Origin of the sequence: Halopenitus sp. H-Gu1 (assembly GCF_041821145.1) — an archaeon.
Lineage (GTDB): Archaea > Halobacteriota > Halobacteria > Halobacteriales > Haloferacaceae > Halopenitus.
On the sequence record NZ_JBGUBC010000032.1, the window covers coordinates 1 to 17,939 of the forward strand.

Genomic DNA, 17,939 nt, shown 5'->3' on the forward strand with positions numbered 1-17,939 from the left:
TCCTCGGAGAGGAGAACACTCTTAATGCCGCTACCCGATGGATCCAAACCGGATGGAGTCCCTTCAGATTTTCCGGTGGATCCTCGTTTGTCTGGGTCTGTATCTCGCGGCGCTACCGATCTGTGCACTCGTCTGGCCGACGCTTCCCGACCGGGGAGCGGCGTTCGCGCTGCCGCTTTCGATCGTGACGGTCGGGGTGACCGCAGTGTGGGTCGGACAACTCCGATACGGGCCGGCAGTCGCGATACTGGCGACCGGGGTTCCAGTTCTGGCGGGCGCGATCGCGTTCGCTCGCGGGCATCGTCCCTCTCCGAGACGGGCGGCGGAGATCGGCGGCGTGTTCGCGCTCGCGATGGGGTTCGCGCTCGTGTTACGAACCGGCTCCCCGACGATAACCCCGCAGGGGGGCGAGCAGTTCCTGCATTTCGGCGTGTTGAACGCCGTCGATCGCGCCCCTTCGCTGCCGCCGGAGGACATGTGGTTCGCCGGCGAGTCGCTGCGCTACTACTACGGAGGACACGTGACGACTGTGACGATCGCAACGGTCGGCGGCGTCGAACTCCGGTATGCGTACAATCTCGCGCTCGCCACGTACTTCGGCATCCTGGCGACAGCCGCCTACGGGCTCGCAGGGGCGATCGCCGATCGACACGGTTTGCCGCGGCGGATCGCCGGGACGATGAGCGCCTTTCTCGTCGCACTCGGGGGAACCGTCACGACCCCGGTCCGGTTGGCGTTCGGGCTGTTGCCCGACGGGGTCGCCCTCCGATACGGTCGTCCCGTCTTCGGTGCGATCCGGGACCCCTACGAGGAGGCCGTATTGGAACAGTCGAACCCCTGGACCTGGTCGTGGTGGGACGCCCGATACGTCGTCTCCGGGACCCTCCAGGAGACGCCGTTGTACTCGTTCATCAAAGGGGACCATCACGGCCACACGATCACCACGGGATTCCTCCTGTTGGCCGCGGCGCTCGCGTACGCCTACTACCTGACACCGGAGGAAGACCGCCGACGGCGGCTCCTCCTGCTCGGCTGTGGCATCCCGATCGTCGGAGGCTGGCTCGGGGTGACGAACACCTGGGCGCTGCCGACGGCGGTCGGCCTCGCCTGGTTGGGACTGTTGACCGCGCCGGCCCACCCGATCACGCTTCTCCCCCTCGGAGGACGGCTTCGATCGGTCCTTCCGAACGGGATCGGTGAGGACCGAACGCCCCGAGGGGAGGCCTCCAGGCTGCTCTGGGCAACCGTCGTGGCGGCCATCGTGGGCGCGCTCTCGCTCGCAGCGGCAACTCCGTTCCTGTTGGGTGGGACGCCGACGAACGACGGTATTGGCCTGTTTCCACCCCGAACCGGGCTGATCGGACTCCTATTATTGTACGGCGGTCCGTTCTTGCTTTTCGCCGCCTATCTCGGGTGGCGCTGGCGCGCCGCACCGACGCTCGATCTCGGATCGCGTCCCCGAACGATCGCGGTTCTCGCCGTCGGGACGGGACTTGCGGGGCTCCTCGTCGGGCCGCTCGCGTTCCCGGCGCTTGCCGTCTGTGGCGGTCTCCTCCTCGTGGGGTACGCGGTCGTTCGATTCGACGACGGAGCCGGCTTCGAGACGACGCTGTTGCTCGCGGGCGTCGGGCTGGTGTTGTCGATGGAGGTGGTCCACGCGCGCGTGTGGCCGCCGGAGTTCGATCGCTGGAACACGACGCTTAAGGTCGCCATTCAGGCGTGGACTCTGACGGCGATCGCCGCCGGGATCGTCGCGACTCGCCTTCTCGTCTGGGGGCGCGATCGGGCGCAGGGAGCGGGGATCGACGCCGGAAAACACGTCTCCGCACGCGATCGGATCCCGGGTTTCGCGGCGATATTCGTCGTCGGGTGTGTGTTGCTCGCAAGCGCGGCCTTCCCGGTGCTGGCGGCCGGCCCCGAAATCGCGGACCCGCCGAGCGACCCGACGATCGACGGCTTCGACGGACACGAGCGGTGGTATCCCGATCAGCTCGCGGCGATCGGGTGGCTCGACGAACGGGACGGAACCCCAACCGTGCTCGAGGCGCCGACCCGCCGAAGCTACACGTGGGGATCGGTGGCGTCGACGTTCACCGGGTTACCGACCGTGGTCGGGTGGGACCACCAGCGCGGCTATCGCGGCGGCGAGGCGTTCGAGCGGCGGGCGGCCCACGCCGACCGGATGTACACGGACGATCCGGTCGTCGTCGGGACGCTGCTTTCCCACTACGACGTCCAGTATATCTGGGTCGGGCGGGCGGAACGAGAGGCGTACGACCGGATCGTCGCGTTCGATTCGATGGCGGGGATCGATCGGGTCTTCGAGAACGATGGCGTCCGGATCTACCGGGTGAACCCCGCCGAGACGCCGGGATACGACATCGACCTCGCCGAGGAGCCCGGCGAGCGAACCCTCTCGATCGACGACTGGGAGTTCCAGGAGGACGAGGCGGGCCATCTCGTGATGGAACTCACGATCGTCAACGAGGCTGACGCATCGGTTGGAACGAACGAGACCGGCGAAAACGGAACGAGCGAAAACGAAGCGGACGAAAACGGAGCGAGCGACGGGGAAGCCGAACGCACCGACTCCCGAACTCGCTCGGGGCTGGCGACGGTCGAGGCGACCGCGGGCGAGGAGCGCGCGCGTGCCCACGAACCGGTACGGGTCGAGCCCGGATCGACGGTTCGAGTGCGGCTAGATACGGGCCTCCCGATCGATCTGGTTCACGAGAACGGGAGCGTCCGGATCGACCTGATACAGTGACCCCGAAACGGTCCGTTATGAATCCTCGGCGTTTTCGGGTCGAGTAGCGACGAGCGGCGAATCCCCGTTTGCGCATTGGGGACGGCCACAGACACCGGCGTCGGAGCCGGCGCGTTCGACGCCCGGTGCGAGCCGTTCGATCGACCAGTCGACATCGTGGCCGTGCTCACGACGGTGCGTCGCGAGGTCGGTCCGGGCCCGTCGAAGCGACGTATACGTCTCCTCGAAGGAGCACGACGAACAGCGAACAGTCACGCGGGTCCGATCCATATCGATCGATCGACCCGCGAGGAGAAAACACTCCCGCTTCGAGGGGATCACCGTGAACGCGAACGTATTCGGTCGATCGGGGGAAACGGCGGGAACACGAACGTAACGTCTTTTCTTCCCTCGGTCGAACGGTAAGGTATGAACCACGAGCGCTCGCGTGCGTTGTACGATCGTGCACTATCGGTACTGCCGGGTGGCGTCAACTCCTCGGTTCGGGCGACGATCCCGTATCCGGTCTTCATCGAGCGTGGCGAGGGCGGCCACGTGATCGACGCCGACGGCAACCGATACGTCGACTGGGTGATGGGCTACGGGCCGCTTTTGTACGGCCACGACGTTCCCGAGCCGGTGACTGCCGCGATCCAGTCGACGGCAGCCGACGGGCCGATGTACGGGGCGCCGACGGAGATCGAGGTCGAACACGCGGAGTTCCTCACACGCCACGTTCCGAGCGTCGAGCAGGTCCGGTTCGTCAACTCCGGGACGGAGGCCACCGTCTCCGCGGTGCGGCTCGCGCGGGGCTACACCGGCCGCGACAAGGTCGTGATCATGCAGGGCGGCTATCACGGCGCCCAGGAGTCGACGCTTGTCGAGGGGAACGCCGAGAACCCAACCCCCTCGACGGCCGGCATCCCCGAGGAGTTCGCAAAACACACCCTCCCGATCCCGTTCAACGATCCGGAGGCCGCCCGCGAGGTGTTCGCGGAGCACGGCGAGGACATCGCGGCCGTGCTCGTCGAACCGATCCTCGCGAACATGGGGGTCGTGATGCCGATCGACGGCTACCACGAGACGCTACGCGAGCTGTGTGACGATCACGGCTCGCTTCTGGTCTTCGATGAGGTCATCACCGGCTTCCGGGTGGGCGGATTGAGTTGTGCCCAGGGGAAATTCGGCGTGACTCCGGATCTCACGACGTTCGGCAAGATCGTCGGTGGCGGCTTCCCGGTTGGCGCCATCGGCGGCCGCGCGGAGATCCTCGAGTCGTTCACCCCCGCGGGAGGCGTCTTCCAGGCGGGGACGTTCTCCGGACATCCGGTAACGATGGCCGCCGGCAAGGCCTACCTCGAGTACGCGGCGAAACACGACGTCTACGATCACGTGAACGATCTGGGCCGTCGGCTCCGCAAGGGAATAACGGATATCTGCGCGGATCAGGCGCCCTCGTATACGGTCGTCGGGACCGATTCGATCTTCAAGACGATCTTCACCCGCGAGGGACCGGCAAGCGAGGACATCGAGGAGTGCTGTGGGGCCGGGTGTAGACAGGAACCGGCGTGTCCACGCTATGAATACTGTCCGAAGACGGGCGCCGACGTCGCCCGTGCGGAAACCGACCGCTGGGAACGCATCTTCCGCCAGGAGATGAAGGAACGCGGGATGCTCCTCACGGGTAATCAGTTCGAGAGCCAGTTCGTCTCCTACGCCCACACCGACGAGGACGTCGAGGAGACGCTCGAGGCGTACAAACACGCGCTCTAGAGAGGAGACCCGACGCGATCGAGACGGCGCGCGTGGGCGGAAACTGGAGGCCTTTTCACGCCCGGGCGCGACCGATCGGGTATGACCCAGACCTTTCGACTCGCCACGCGTGGCTCCGATCTCGCCGTGAAGCAGGCGGTGGCGGTCGAGGACGCGCTCGCGAGCCGAAGCCGAGAGGTCGAGATCCGGACGGTCGAGACCCGCGGCGACCGGATCCCGGACGCCCTCATCCACGAGTTGGGAAAAACGGGCGCATTCGTCCGATCGCTCGACGAGGAGGTACTTTCAGGGGACGCCGATCTGGCCGTTCACTCGCTTAAGGACGTTCCGACAGAGGGCATGGACGACCTCGTCATCGCCGGCGTCCCACGGCGAGCGCCGGCCGGCGACGTACTCGTGACCCCGGACGGACGCGATCTGGAGGAACTCGCACCTGGAGCGGTAGTCGGAACGGCCTCGCTGCGCCGAACGGCCCAGATCGGGGCGGCCCGTCCAGATCTCGAGGTCGAGCCGATCCGCGGAAACGTCGACACCCGGATCGAGAAGCTGCTGGCGCCGACACTCCAGCGCGAGCACGAGGCGAGAATGGACGCGTCGGAGGAGGAGATGACGGCAAACAGTAGCTCGGACGGGAGCGACAACCGCTCGACTGGCAGCGGATCCGGGGATGGCGGCGGGGCAGCGGACGACCGCGAGTTCGGCCGGACGGTCGAGGAGTGGTTCGACTCGCTTTCGGATCTCGAGCGGGCGGCGATGGAACGGAAGGTCGATCGCGAGTACGACGCGCTCGTCCTCGCGGAGGCCGGGCTCCGCCGTGCGAACCTGCTTTCTTCCGTCCCGACCGTTCGGCTCGAGCGGGAGGAGTTCGTGCCGGCGGCCGGCCAAGGTGCGATCGCCGTCGTCGCCGTCGATCCCGACGTGATCGAGACGGTCAATTCCGCGGTCGATCACCCACGAACCCGCGTGGAGACGACCACGGAACGGACCATCCTCGCGGAACTCGGCGGGGGCTGTATCGCACCGATCGGGATCAACGCGATCCTTCAGGGGTCCTACGTCCGGACGAACGTGCGCGTGCTCTCGCCGGACGGCACGGAGGAGGTCGCCGAGACGCGAGATCTCGACGTCGAGCAATATACGAAGGACGCGGTGGCGTTCGCCCAGGATCTGGCCGACCGCGGCGCGGCAAAGCTGATCGATCGGGCACGCGAGGAGGCCGAAACCGGCGAGAATGGGGGGACTCACAACCGATGAGCGAGGAGTCGATACCCACGGACGTCCCGGAGGACGCACCAGGGAAGGTGTATCTGGTCGGCTCCGGTCCGGGTGACCCGAAGCTGTTGACGGTGCGAGCCCGCGAGCTGCTGGACACCGCCGACGTCGTTCTTCACGACAAGCTCCCCGGCCCGGCGATCCTGGAGACGATCCCCGAAGGGAAACGAGAGGACGTCGGCAAGCGCGCCGATGGCGAGTGGACACCCCAAGAGTACACGAACCGACGGATGGTCGAACTCGCCCGCGAGGGGCGGACGGTCGTCCGGCTGAAGGGCGGCGACCCGTTCGTCTTCGGTCGCGGCGGCGAGGAGATGGAACACCTCGCAGCGGAGTCGATCCCCTTCGAGGTCGTCCCGGGAATCACCTCGGCGATCGCCGGCCCGGGCGTCGCCGGGATCCCCGTCACTCATCGCGATCACGCCTCTTCGGTCTCGTTCGTCACCGGCCACGAGGACCCGACGAAGTCGGAATCCGCGGTGGACTGGGAGGCGCTTGCAGCCACGGGCGGGACTCTCGTCGTCCTCATGGGCGTGGGCAAACTCCCGGAGTACGTCGCCGCACTCGTGGAGGCGGGAATGGATCCCGACACACCGGTCGCGCTCGTCGAGCGTGCGACCTGGCCCGGAATGGACGTCGCGACGGGAACCCTCGAGACGATCGTCGAGGCGCGCGATGCGGCCGGGATCGAGCCGCCCGCGATCACGGTTATCGGCGAGGTAGCGGCAACCCGCGAGCGCGTCGTCACCTTCCTGGAGAACGAGACCGCGGCACCGATCGAGGGAGGGGAAACAGAAGGCAAAAGCAGAGACGGGAACGCGAATGGCAACGCCCTCACGGGGGGTGACCACGCGTGAGCCGGCAGGTCCGCGTCGCGGTCTTCCGGCCGGACGACGAGCGGATCGGCGACGCGGTCGAGTTGCTCTCCTCGCTCGGCGCCGACCCGGTTCCGGATCCGATGCTTGCGGTCGAGGCGACCGGACGAACGCCCGAGGACGCGCCGTACGTCATCCTCACTAGCAAGACGGGCGTCGAACTCGCCGCCGAACGCGGCTGGAAGCCGGCCCCCGAGACGACGCTTGCGGCGATCGGTCCGGCGACCGCCGAGGCGGCTCGCGAGGTCGGCTGGGAGGTCGATCTGGTGCCCAAGGAATACACCTCCGCCGGGCTCGTCGAAGCGCTTGAGGGGCATATCGAGGGCGTCCGCGTGGAGGTCGCGAGATCGGATCACGGCAGCGACGTGCTCACGGACGGGCTGCGTGCGGCCGGTGGCGACGTGCACGAAACCGTGCTCTACCGACTCGTCCGACCCGAGAGTGCGGGTCACTCGACCGAACGTGCGGCCGAAGGGGAATTGGAAGCGGCCGCGTTCACGTCCTCGCTCACGGTCGAACACTTCCTGGAGGCGGCCGCCGAACGCGGGATCGAGGAAGCCGCACGAAAGGGACTCTCGTCGGCAGTCGTCGGTGCGATCGGCGATCCGACCCGCGAGACTGCGGAGTCACACGGGATCACCGTCGACGTCGTTCCCGGAGAGGCGACCTTCGAGTCGCTCGCGACCGCGGTCGTCGAGCGGGCGGCACCGAGTTACCACGAGTGAGGTGCCCGTCAGGGGATATCCCCGACTCGATCGAGGCGAAAACGGCGAGCGACGGGTCCGCTCCGTCGATAGATGCGCGAAAGCGAGGCGATCGGTGACGAACATAGCCACGATCGAGCAAAAAGGGAGTCAAAAGCCGGGATCGAACGGTCGATTCGCTACAATTGGTCGAGTCGCTCGCGGGCCGCGAGGACGCCGGCGTCGACGTCGAGATCGACGCCGACCTCGCCGAAGGCCTCGCCGACGGTTCGGACGCCGCGGACGATCTGGTCGGCGGTAAAGTTGCCCATGTTCGAAACGCGGAAGATCGTGCCACCGAGGTGGGCCTGCCCACCGGAGATGGAGACGTTGCGCTCGCCGACGGCGTCCATGAAGTCCGAGGCCGTATCGCCCTTCACCGACTCGGGGAGTTCGATCGCCGTCAGCGTGTTCGACTGGCCGGTCGGTCCTTGGTCGTCGCCGAAGAGTTCCAGCCCCATCGCGGTGAATCCCTCACGGAAGGCCGCCGCCTGCGTGCGGTGGCGTGCGATCCGGTCGGGCATCCCCTCCGCCTCGATGTCCTCGACGGCGACCGCGAGCGCGCGGAACAGCGGCACCGCCGAGGTGAACGGCGTCTGATGTTGGTCGGCCTTCCGGAGGTGCCAATCGAGGTCCTCATAGAAGGGAGCCGACTCGCCATCGATCCGATCTTTGACGCGATCGGTGACGTACATCGCGGACGTGCCCGGCGGTGCAGCCAGCGCCTTCTGGGCGTCCGTGACGGCGATGTCCACGTTCCACTCGTCGATCCGGAACTCGTCGCCGCCGATGCTCGTGACGCCGTCGACGACGAAGGTGGCGTCGGCCTCGGCGGCGAGTTGGCCGACCGTCTCGACGGGGTTGAGCAGACCGGTGGAGGTCTCGTTGTGGACCATCGTGACGAGTTCGGTCTCGTCGTCGATCGCCCCGGCGACGGCATCGACGTCGATCGATTCGCCCCAGGTCGCCTCGACACGGGTGGCTGCGTCGGTGTAGCGGTCGGCGATCCGGGCGAAGCGACGGCCGAACTTTCCGTTGACGAGCGAGACGACCGAATCGCCCTCATCAACGAGGTTCGCGATTGCGGCCTCCATGCCCATCGTCGCCGTTCCGTTGAACACGAGCGGCGTGCCGCCCGTCGACGTCGAGGAACCGTCGAGCGTCGAGCAGGTGAAGACGTATTCCAGTCCATCCTGTGCGCGTTCGTAGACGGCCTCGAAGGCTGCAGAACGGTGAGAGACCATCGGCTCCGCCATCGACTCGAGGACCTCATCGGTCACCGGCACCGGACCGGGGTTGAACAGCAGGAACTCCTCGTCCATATCGGAACCCACATTCTCAGCCGGGTTAAGCGTCCTGGGTTCGGATTCACGAATGGCGATCAATCGCCCCCGATCGGTGGTACTCACGACTCCGTTGATGCACAACTGTGGATCAAATCGCGTGAGTGAGGAACGTTACCGTGTCACGTTCTCCGGGAACCATACAACGACCGGCAAGCGTCGTCACCAAACGGGACTGAGGAAGGGGGACGAACCGGAACTGGATGGAACGGGGCGACATCGCACGAGCACGGCCCCTTTTAGGGCATGGCGATCGCAGGTGAGGCATATGAGCGAGGATGAGAACGCGGGAGAAAGCCGGGCGGGACGGTACGCCGATCCTGCGGAGAATCCCTACGTGGTCGATCCACCGACCGACTTCGAACCGGTCGAGGATCTCTCGGAGGCAGAGGCCGAGACGCAGGCCAAGCACCTACGCGAGGCGATCCGGGAACACGACTACTGGTATTACGTCGAGGCCGATCCGATCGTCTCCGATGCGACCTACGACGCCCTCTTCGATCGACTCGTGGAACTCGAGGAGACGTTCGACATCCAAACGCCCGAATCACCCACCCAGCGCGTCGGGGGCGAGCCGATCGAGGAACTCGAGACGGTCGAACACGCCGCTGCGATGCTGTCGATCGATCAGACGACGGATGCCGAGGACGTCCGCGAGTTCGACGAGCGCGTCCACCGGGAACTCGAGACGGCCGGGTTCGATCCGAACACGATCGGGTACGTCTGTGAACCGAAATTCGACGGCCTCTCGATCGAGGTCGTCTACGAGGATGGCGAGTACGTCCGAGCCGCGACGCGGGGGAACGGGGCGAGCGGTGACGACGTAACTGAGCAGGTTCGAACGATCCGAGCCGTGCCACAGCGGCTTCGCGGAGACCGCGATCGAGTCCCGTCGTTCCTCTCCGTTCGCGGCGAGGTGTACATCCCACGGGAGGCGTTCAACGAGTACAACCGTGAGCGACAGGAACGCGGCGAGGAGCCGTTCGCGAACCCGCGCAACGCCGCCGCCGGGACGCTCCGGCAACTCGATCCATCGGTCGTGGCCGATCGGCCGCTCAACGTCTTCTTCTTCGACGTGCTCGCCTGGGAGGCGGACGGGGAGGAACCGGAGCGTCCGGAAACCCGCTGGGAGGATCTCTCGGCGATCGCCGAGTTCGGTCTGCGGAAAAACGACCGTGACGAACTCGTCGACGACATCGAGGAGGCGATCGCCTACCGCGACCGATTACAGGAGGAGCGCGACGAACTCGACTACGAGATCGACGGCACCGTGATCAAGGTGAACGACCTTGAGGCGTGTGAGCTGCTCGGGGCCACGTCGCGATCGTATCGGTGGGCGTTCGCGTACAAGTTTCCACCCCGGACGGAGACCACGACCGTGGAGGACATCGTAGTCCAGGTCGGCCGGACGGGACGGCTTACCCCGGTCGCGCTGTTGGATCCGGTCGACATCGGTGGCGTGACCGTCTCGCGGGCGACGCTTCACAACCCCGCGGAGATCGAGACACTAAACGTGAACGTCGGGGACGTGGTGCGAGTCTACCGCGCCGGTGACGTCATTCCGTACATCCCCGCAGTCGTCGAAACGCGGACGGAGGGGGCCTACGAATTCCCCGACACGTGTCCGGTCTGTGACTCGCCGGTGGAGTACGAGGGCCCGAACGCCTACTGTACCGGCGGGCTCGGCTGTCCCGCCCAACTCGAACGGGCCGTCGAACACTGGGCACGGCGCGAGGCGCTCGACATCGAGGGAGTCGGGCCGGAGACCGTCGCACAACTCCGGGAGGCCGGACTCGTCGAGTCGCTCCCGGATCTCTATCGACTCGATCGGGAGGCGCTCGTCGATCTCGAAGGATGGGGCGAAACGAGCGCCGAGAACCTCCTCGCGGAGTTGGAGGCGAGCAAGGAGCCGTCGCTTCCGGAGTTTTTGGCCGCGCTCGGGATCCCCGAAGTCGGGGCGACGACTGCCCGCAATCTGGCCGAACACTTCGAGACGCTCGATGCGCTTCTGGAGGCTTCCGAATCGGAACTGCAGGCAGTCGACGACGTGGGTGAGACCGTCGCCAGCGAGATCCGGGAGTTCCTCGACAGCGAGCGAAACCGCGAGACGATCGCGACGCTTCGTGATCTGGGGGTGGGTCCGGAGCCCTATGGCACGGACGAAGCCAGGGAAGGAACGGAACTCGAGGGGCTGACGTTCGTCTTCACCGGAACGCTCTCGGTCCCGCGCAGCGAGGCGGAGACACTCATCGAGCGGCACGGCGGGAACGTGACCGGAAGCGTCTCCGGCAACACGGACTATCTGGTCGTTGGCGAGGACCCCGGCACGAGCAAGCGCCGCGACGCCGCGGCTCACGACGTCGAGACGATCGACGGGACGGAGTTCGAGGCGCTATTGGCCGACCACGGGATCGACTGGCCACCGGCGTGAGGTCGACTGCAGGCCAGCGAATCGCCGTCCGAACACCCACAACCCTTTATCCGAACGGGAAGGATCCGGAGATATGACAGCCATCGATCTCTCCGGCGTCACAAAGCGGTTCGGCAATGTGACCGCCGTCGACGACCTCGATCTGGAGGTCAAGGAGGGCGAGATATTCGGCTTTCTGGGCCCGAACGGTGCCGGAAAGTCGACGACTATCAACGTGCTCCTGGATTTCGTCCGTCCGACGTCGGGAGCGGTCCGCGTGCTCGGACACGACGCACAGGCCGAAAGCGTCGCGGTTCGACGTCGAACGGGCGTGCTCCCGGAAGGATTCGACGTCTACGACCGGCTGACGGGACGACAACACATCGAGTTCGCGATCGACTCGAAGGAGGTCGACGACGATCCGGAGGCGGTCCTCGAACGCGTCGGGATCGCCGAGGATGCCGATCGGCCGGCCGGCGGCTACTCAAAGGGGATGTGTCAACGGCTCGTGCTCGGGATGGCACTGGTCGGGGAGCCCGACCTGTTGATCCTCGATGAACCCTCCTCGGGGCTCGATCCGGCCGGCGCGAGGGAGATGCGCCAGATCGTCGAGACGGAGGCGGAACGGGGCGCAACCGTCTTCTTCTCCTCGCACGTGCTCGGCCAGGTCGAAGCGGTCTGTGACCGGGTCGGGATACTCCGGGAGGGACGGCTCATCGCGGAGGACTCGATCGAGGGGCTACGCGAGGCGGTCGGCGGCGATGAAACGCTTGAGATCACCGTCGACGCCGCTCGCGAGGAGGACCTCGCGTCGGTCCGATCGATAGAGGGGGTCGCGAACGCGGAGACCGATGGCGGAATCGTCCGCGTGAGCTGTGAAAGCGGCGTGAAGACGGACGTGATCGCCGCCCTGGAGACGGAAGGCGTGACCGTCGAGGACTTCACGACCACGGAGGCGTCTCTGGAGGACCTCTTTCTCGCCTACACCGAAGGGGAGGTGGCCGAATGAGCTACCGCGCCGTCGCCCGCAAGGACTTCCAGGATGCGGTTCGATCGCGGTGGATATGGGCCCTCTCGGCGCTTTTCGTCGTGGTATTCGCCGGTCCGGCACTGTTTCGTTACACCCTCGGAATCGGACTGGGTGATGCCGCTGAGGCGACCGGTATCATCGTGTTGTTCATTCAGTTCATGAAGGAGGGGACCGCGGTCCTCGTGCCGATCATTGCGATCGTCATCGGCTACGCCTCGATCACCCGCGAGCGGGAAAGCGGGACCTTGAAGCTGCTGTTGTCACTTCCCCACTCGCGTGCGGACGTCGTCCTCGGGAAGGTCATCGGTCGGTCCACCGTGGTCGCGCTGCCGATCGTCATCGGATTTCTGGCTGCGGGGATCGTGTTGATCCCGGCCGCAAGCACCCAGGCGGTCGGGCGGTTCGTCGCCTTCGCGCTGTTGACCGTCCTCCTCGGGATCGTTTTCGTCGGATTGGCCGTCGGGATCTCCGCCGCCGCGGAAAGCGACCGACAGGCGATGGTCGGGTCGGTCGGCCTGTTCATCCTGACGAACGTCTTCTGGGGGACCGCGGCATCCCGGATCGCCTCGGGGCTCCAGGAGTATGCTGGGATGGGTGTCCAACGGCGATACCTCGTCGAACTCGGGATCAAACTCCTCAACCCGATCGCGGCCTACAAGACGCTCGTCGACTCGCTGCTGTCGACGCAAATGGAGGCGCGCCAGCAGTTGTTCGGCTTCTTCATCTTCTTCGATCCGGCGGCCGCCGACGCGCTCGGCAATGAGCTACCGGTCGCGTTCACCGATCCGGTCGTGGCCGCCCTGCTCGCGCTGTGGTTCGTCGTTCCGGTGTACGTGGGGATGGAGCTATTCGAGCGTCACGATCTCTGACCCGCCTCGATACGCACTTGGATCGGAGATTCCGACGGGACGGTCGCGAAAACCCTATTTCCGCCGGGTCCAACGATGGGATAGTGCCGACGTTTCAGTATCCGTGTCCCGGCTGTCGAACGACGAACAGTCTCCACGATGCCGACTGCGAGTTCGAGGGTGTCGACTGGCCGACGATCGAGCGCGCCTACACGGATCTCCTCGCTGTGTTGACGCAGGAACCGACAGGAATCGACGAATCGGACCTTCGGGAGGCGGTCCCCGGTGAGTGGTCCGGGCTCCATCGGGCCGCGCTCGGAACGCTCGAACGCGGCAACCGCGTCGTCCGGGACGGCGACGCGGACGGAGGTGGAGGGAGGGACGGCGGCGACCTCCGACTGCTCACCGCGGCGGAGTTCAAAGAACTCGTCTCGGAGCCGACCCGCGAGCCGATGCGAACGATCTACGAACACGGATCGGTCCCGGGATGTCACGACAACGCCGTGTTTGCGATGATCGCGTGGTACGAAATGGTCGGCCTCTCCTGGCCCGAAACGAAGGAGAACGTGATCGAATGGCTCCACGAGTCGGGCGCCTGGAACCGTGGCGGCTTCGAGGAATCCTCGCCGGCGGAACTCGTCGAGTCGAAACGCCACGTCTACGATGCGGGCTACGGCTGGAAGGAAAAGGCACAGTCGGCAAAGCGCGTGATCGAACGACACCGATAGATCTCATCGCCCCGTCGCGACAGTTTTAGCAGGTCGCCCGTCCTCACGAGAGTATGGTCGAGGTCGTGACGCTTCCGTGGCCCGCGATCGGGTCCCTCACTGCCGGCGTCGCCAGCCTCGCACTCGTTCCACCCGTTTCCGGCCATCGCGGGAAGCCGGGAGCGAACTGGTTCATTGCCATGTTGATCGTCCAGGCGGGGTGGTGTTTCGCCTACGGGATCGGACTCCTCGTCTTCGATCCCGGACTTCGCGTGGCCCTCGAGACGATCGCCTGGCTCGGAATCGTCTGGACCGGGCTCATCTTTCTCGCATTCGCGCTGGAGTACACCGGCCGCGGCGATGTGGTGTGGGGGCGAGGATACGCCACATTCGCGGCGATGGGCGTGATCGCCTCGGTGCTCGTCGTCACGAACGCCCACCACGGAGCGATGTGGACGGGATTCGAACTCGATCCGGTCCTCCACTCGGCCACCGTCTCGTACACCCTGGAGCCGGCGGCAGTTCTCACCCTCGGGATCACTACGCTGGCGGTGGTCGTGTCCGTCGGACTCCTCGTCGACACGCTGTTGAGTTACGGACCACTGTTCCGACGGGAAGCCACCGCCGTCACCCTCAGCACGCTTCCACCGGGGATCGCGCTCCTGGCGTGGGCGTTCGGGATCGGTCCCGTCCCCCAACTCAACCTCGCACCGATGCTTTTCATTCCCCACGTCGTACTGGACGCCTACGCGTTCGGGCGGGGCGAACTCTTCGCGCGGAATCCGACCACGATTCGAGCGGCCGAACGCACGGCGATAGACGACCTCGCGGACCCGATCGCGGTGGTCGATCCCGAGGAGCGGATCGCGAGGACGAACGGGGCGTTCGACGACGCGTTCGATTTCGATCCCGAATCGGGAATCGATCGGCCGATATCGTCGGTCGTTGGGATCGACCGTCCCGAAGTCGGCATGGAGGCGACGATCGAGCGGCGGGTCGATGATCGACAGGCGACGTTCGCGATTTCGGTTTCGCCGCTTTCGGATCCGTCCGGCTCACATGTCGGATACACCACGATCTTCAGGGACGTCACCGAACGGGAACGACGGCGCCAACAGCTCGAGGTTCTCAACCGGATCTTGAGACACAACCTCCGAAACGACGCCGGCGTCGTCCATGGCTATGCGGAGTTGCTCGTCGACCGTCTCGATGGTGAAAACCGACGAATGGCCGATGCGATCGAACGACGCTCGGATGCGCTCGCCGCGCTCGGCGAGAAGGCTCGAACGGTCGAGACGCTGATCGAGGGTGAACCGCCGCGTTCGGTCTCGGTGGTTGCGTGTCTCGAGCGGGCCGTCGCGGACGCCCGCGAGGAATTCCCGGAGGCGATCGTGGAACTCGATCGAGGGGCAGGAATCGAGACGGACGCGGACGCCACTGCCCCATTCCCGGAGCGAACGCTCGTGACCGCCGTCTCGACCCTCCTCGAGAACGCGCTTTTTCACCACGACGGTGCAGGGACCGAACGGCCGGACGGCGAGGGGTGGGCCCGAGTCCGGATCGACCGATCCGACGGGGAATTCATCGTCCGCGTCCTCGATGACGGTCCCGGAATTCCCGATCACGAGGTCGAAGCGATCGAGGCGGGCCGGGAGACGGCGCTCGAACACGGATCTGGCCTCGGACTGTGGATCGTCCACTGGGCGAGTGCGGCGCTTGGTGCCGAGTCGACGTTCGCGGACCGGGACCCACGAGGAACGATCGCGACGCTGCGGCTGCCGGTCACGGGTGTTGTGTCCGGGACGGCCGACGAGAAGGCGTGAGTTCGCGACGAGCAGGACGGGTCGAACCGCGCTCGGTCGGCTATTTCGGCAGGAAACGGCGATTCGACCTACTCGCTTTGGATCCGCGGAGCGAGCATGAACGTCACGTTGCCCATGCCTTCGCCGAAGGAGTAGTGGAGTTTGACGGGGAACTCCTCGCCGAGTTCGACGACTACCTCGGCGTCCTTCGGGATCGCTTTGTTCATATCCTTGAGGTAATCGAGCGAGAACAGCGAGTCGGCGGGACCGGCAGTAAGGTCGATGAGGTCGTCGCGCTCCAGTTTCAGGTCGACGTCGTCAGTGTCGCCTTCCGCCTCGATGTAGAAGGCCTCTTCGGCCTCGTCGACGCGCAGCCGGATGTGATCGGAGACCATGTCGGCGGCGGTGATGCCGCGGTTTATCTGGGCGCCCTCCAAGATGATCTCCGCGGGGAGATCGAGGTCCGGAATGTCCGGCTCCTGGCGGATCGAGTCGGGGTCGATGAGCGCGAGCGTGTACGAGAGCCCGTCGATCTGGATGTGGAGTTTGCGGGTCTCCTCGTCGAGTTCCAGATGGACGAGGTCGCCGGAGTTGGCCATCCCGGCGATGTCCTGCAGACGAGCGAGGTTGACGCCGATGACGCCGCCGTCCGCCTCGTAGGACTCGAAGGCTGCGGCCTCAAGCGAGAGATCGACCATGCCGACGTTTGCGGGATCGACGGCCCGAATGGCGAGTTCCTCCTCGTTCAGGCGGACCTTACACTCGTCGACGAGCACGCTCACGGAGCCAAGCGCGTCCTGGAGCGTCGACGCACTCACGATGGCCTTGAACATATACGGACCGCTACGGCGCAATGCCCTAAAAAGACCCGCGATTCGACGCTATATGTTCTTCGCGCGCGTCGCGTGCGCAGCGCCCGAGCAGTCAACCTCCCGACACGAGCCTCGATCGCCCTACACCAACGGCTCTATCAGGTCGCGTCCGGCCGAAAGCAGTCCCTCCACGCGCGCAGCATCGTCCGATTCGGCGTAGATCCGGAGTTTCGGCTCCGTTCCGGAGGGTCGCACGAGCAGCCAGGAACCATCCTCCAGGAGGAGTTTGAACCCATCGAGAGTCACAACTCGGTCGATCTCCCGACCGAGGACGTCGTCCGGAATCCGATCGGAGAGACCCGCCATTACCGCATCCTTTCGATCGTCCGGACACGGAATGCTCGTTCGGTCCGTATGGACCGGCCCGTACTCGGCGGCGATCCGATCGAGGCGATCGTCGAGGGATTCCTCACGGGTTGCCGCGGCCACAAGCAGCGCCACCAGCACCCCGTCCTTCTCGCGAACGTGACCGCGAATCGAGAAGCCGCCGGACTCCTCGCCGCCGAAGAGCGCGTCGTGATCGGCCATCTCGCGAGCGATCCACTTGAACCCGACCGGGGTCTCGTGAACGGTCTCGCCATGTGCGGCGGCGATCCGATCGATCAGAAACGTCGTCGAGACGCTTCGGACCGCGGAACCGGAATGGGATTCGAGGAGGAACTCATAACCCGCGGCAAACACGTGATTCGCGTCGACGACGCCGCGATCGGGCGTCGCGACCGCGATCCGGTCGGCGTCACCGTCGTTGGCGATCCCGAGATCGGCATCGCGTTCGCGGACGGTGTCGGCGAGCGTGTGCAGGTTCTCTGCGCTCGGCTCGGGCGGGGTGCCGCCGAAGGTCGGGTCTCGATCACAACGCAACCGAATCACGTCAGCGCCGGCGTCCGCAAGCAGCCGATCGGTGATGCCGCGGCCGCTGCCGTGCATGGCGTCGTAGACGACGGTGAGTCCGGACAGATCGGTGCCGATCCGATCGCGAACCGCGTCGGCGTGGGCGATGGTCGGGTCACATCGGCGGATCGGGGGGCGCTCGTCCGGAGGGCAGAGATCGGGCTCGCGAAGTCGGGACTCGATGTCGTCGGTCACGGGCGGCAGCGCCGGCGCACCGTCGTGGGGGATGAACTTCACGCCGTTGTACTCCGGCGGGTTATGGGAGGCGGTCACCATGCAGGCGCCCGAGAGGCCGCGATCGACGATCGCGTGGGCGACGACGGGGGTCGGAACGTCGCGTTCGGGAAGCAAGACCTCGAAGCCGTTCCCGGCGAGGACCTCCGCGATCTGCTCGGCGAATCCCTCCGAACTCTCGCGAGCGTCATAGCCGACGAATACGGGAGCCGAACGGCCGGCAGCCGCGAGGTGATCCGCGATCGCCTGGGCAACGATCCGAACGCGTTCGTCGGTAAAGACGTCAAGCGTGGCGCGCCAGCCATCGGTGCCGAAGGCGATCGGGTCCGTCTTGGTCGCGTCCATGGTCGATCGGTTTCGAGTGGCCCGTTTATAATCGATCGGTCCCGGACC

At 66.0% G+C, this 17,939-nt stretch carries 14 protein-coding genes; 10 read left to right on the forward strand and 4 right to left on the reverse strand.

Features of this window, described 5'->3' with window-relative positions; genetic code table 11:
• The first annotated feature begins 52 nt into the window (after positions 1–52).
• Entirely contained in the window at positions 53–2,767 is a 2,715-nt protein-coding gene (locus tag ACERIT_RS15030; RefSeq protein ID WP_373675679.1) for a DUF2298 domain-containing protein, read from the forward strand.
• A 15-nt stretch (positions 2,768–2,782) separates the two neighbouring features.
• On the opposite strand, the gene ACERIT_RS15035 is transcribed toward ACERIT_RS15030, so the two are convergent.
• Positions 2,783–3,037 carry a hypothetical protein gene (locus ACERIT_RS15035; protein WP_373675680.1) on the reverse strand — a complete coding sequence of 85 codons (255 nt, stop codon included), beginning with the start codon at positions 3,035–3,037 and terminating at the stop codon, positions 2,783–2,785.
• A 138-nt stretch (positions 3,038–3,175) separates the two neighbouring features.
• On the opposite strand from ACERIT_RS15035, the gene ACERIT_RS15040 reads away from it, so the two are divergent.
• The 4 genes from ACERIT_RS15040 (at position 3,176) to ACERIT_RS15055 (ending at position 7,391) form a co-directional block, all read left to right on the forward strand.
• A complete protein-coding gene (locus ACERIT_RS15040) occupies positions 3,176–4,519 on the forward strand; it encodes a glutamate-1-semialdehyde 2,1-aminomutase (protein WP_373675681.1) in 1,344 nt (447 codons plus the stop codon).
• An 81-nt stretch (positions 4,520–4,600) separates the two neighbouring features.
• Positions 4,601–5,773 (forward strand): hydroxymethylbilane synthase, encoded by a 1,173-nt coding sequence (gene hemC, locus ACERIT_RS15045; RefSeq protein WP_373675682.1) that lies wholly within the window; start codon positions 4,601–4,603, stop codon positions 5,771–5,773.
• Entirely contained in the window at positions 5,770–6,648 is an 879-nt protein-coding gene (gene cobA / locus ACERIT_RS15050) for a uroporphyrinogen-III C-methyltransferase (RefSeq protein WP_373675683.1), read from the forward strand. Before hemC ends, cobA begins: the two co-directional genes overlap by 4 nt.
• Complete coding sequence (locus ACERIT_RS15055) at positions 6,645–7,391, forward strand: uroporphyrinogen-III synthase (protein ID WP_373675684.1); 747 nt, start codon at positions 6,645–6,647, stop codon at positions 7,389–7,391. Before cobA ends, ACERIT_RS15055 begins: the two co-directional genes overlap by 4 nt.
• A 158-nt stretch (positions 7,392–7,549) precedes the next feature.
• Here ACERIT_RS15055 and ACERIT_RS15060 read toward each other — a convergent pair whose 3' ends face one another.
• Positions 7,550–8,731, reverse strand: a complete 1,182-nt coding sequence (locus ACERIT_RS15060) for an alanine--glyoxylate aminotransferase family protein (protein ID WP_373675685.1) — start codon at positions 8,729–8,731, stop codon at positions 7,550–7,552.
• Between the two features lie 289 nt (positions 8,732–9,020).
• Here ACERIT_RS15060 and ligA point away from each other — a divergent pair, with 289 nt between their 5' ends.
• The 5 genes from ligA to ACERIT_RS15085 all read left to right on the forward strand — a co-directional run bounded on the left by ligA (position 9,021) and on the right by ACERIT_RS15085 (position 15,570).
• On the forward strand, positions 9,021–11,183 hold the full coding sequence (gene ligA / locus ACERIT_RS15065) for an NAD-dependent DNA ligase LigA (RefSeq protein ID WP_373675686.1): 2,163 nt from the start codon (positions 9,021–9,023) through the stop codon (positions 11,181–11,183).
• A gap of 73 nt (positions 11,184–11,256) precedes the next feature.
• The gene (locus ACERIT_RS15070) at positions 11,257–12,171 is read left to right on the forward strand and encodes an ATP-binding cassette domain-containing protein (protein ID WP_373675687.1); all 915 of its coding nucleotides are present in this window, start codon (positions 11,257–11,259) and stop codon (positions 12,169–12,171) included.
• Positions 12,168–13,061: an ABC transporter permease gene (locus tag ACERIT_RS15075; RefSeq protein WP_373675688.1), complete on the forward strand. Its 894-nt coding sequence runs from the start codon at positions 12,168–12,170 to the stop codon at positions 13,059–13,061. The genes ACERIT_RS15070 and ACERIT_RS15075 overlap by 4 nt, the downstream gene beginning before the upstream one ends.
• Before the next feature lie 83 nt (positions 13,062–13,144).
• A complete protein-coding gene (locus ACERIT_RS15080; protein WP_373675689.1) occupies positions 13,145–13,768 on the forward strand; it encodes a hypothetical protein in 624 nt (207 codons plus the stop codon).
• 53 nt (positions 13,769–13,821) lie between these two features.
• A complete protein-coding gene (locus ACERIT_RS15085) occupies positions 13,822–15,570 on the forward strand; it encodes a histidine kinase N-terminal 7TM domain-containing protein (protein ID WP_373675690.1) in 1,749 nt (582 codons plus the stop codon).
• Between the two features lie 68 nt (positions 15,571–15,638).
• Here ACERIT_RS15085 and ACERIT_RS15090 read toward each other — a convergent pair whose 3' ends face one another.
• Entirely contained in the window at positions 15,639–16,382 is a 744-nt protein-coding gene (locus ACERIT_RS15090) for a DNA polymerase sliding clamp (protein WP_373675691.1), read from the reverse strand.
• A gap of 120 nt (positions 16,383–16,502) precedes the next feature.
• The gene (locus tag ACERIT_RS15095) at positions 16,503–17,891 is read right to left on the reverse strand and encodes a phosphoglucomutase/phosphomannomutase family protein (protein ID WP_373675692.1); all 1,389 of its coding nucleotides are present in this window, start codon (positions 17,889–17,891) and stop codon (positions 16,503–16,505) included.
• Positions 17,892–17,939: the final 48 nt, after the last annotated feature.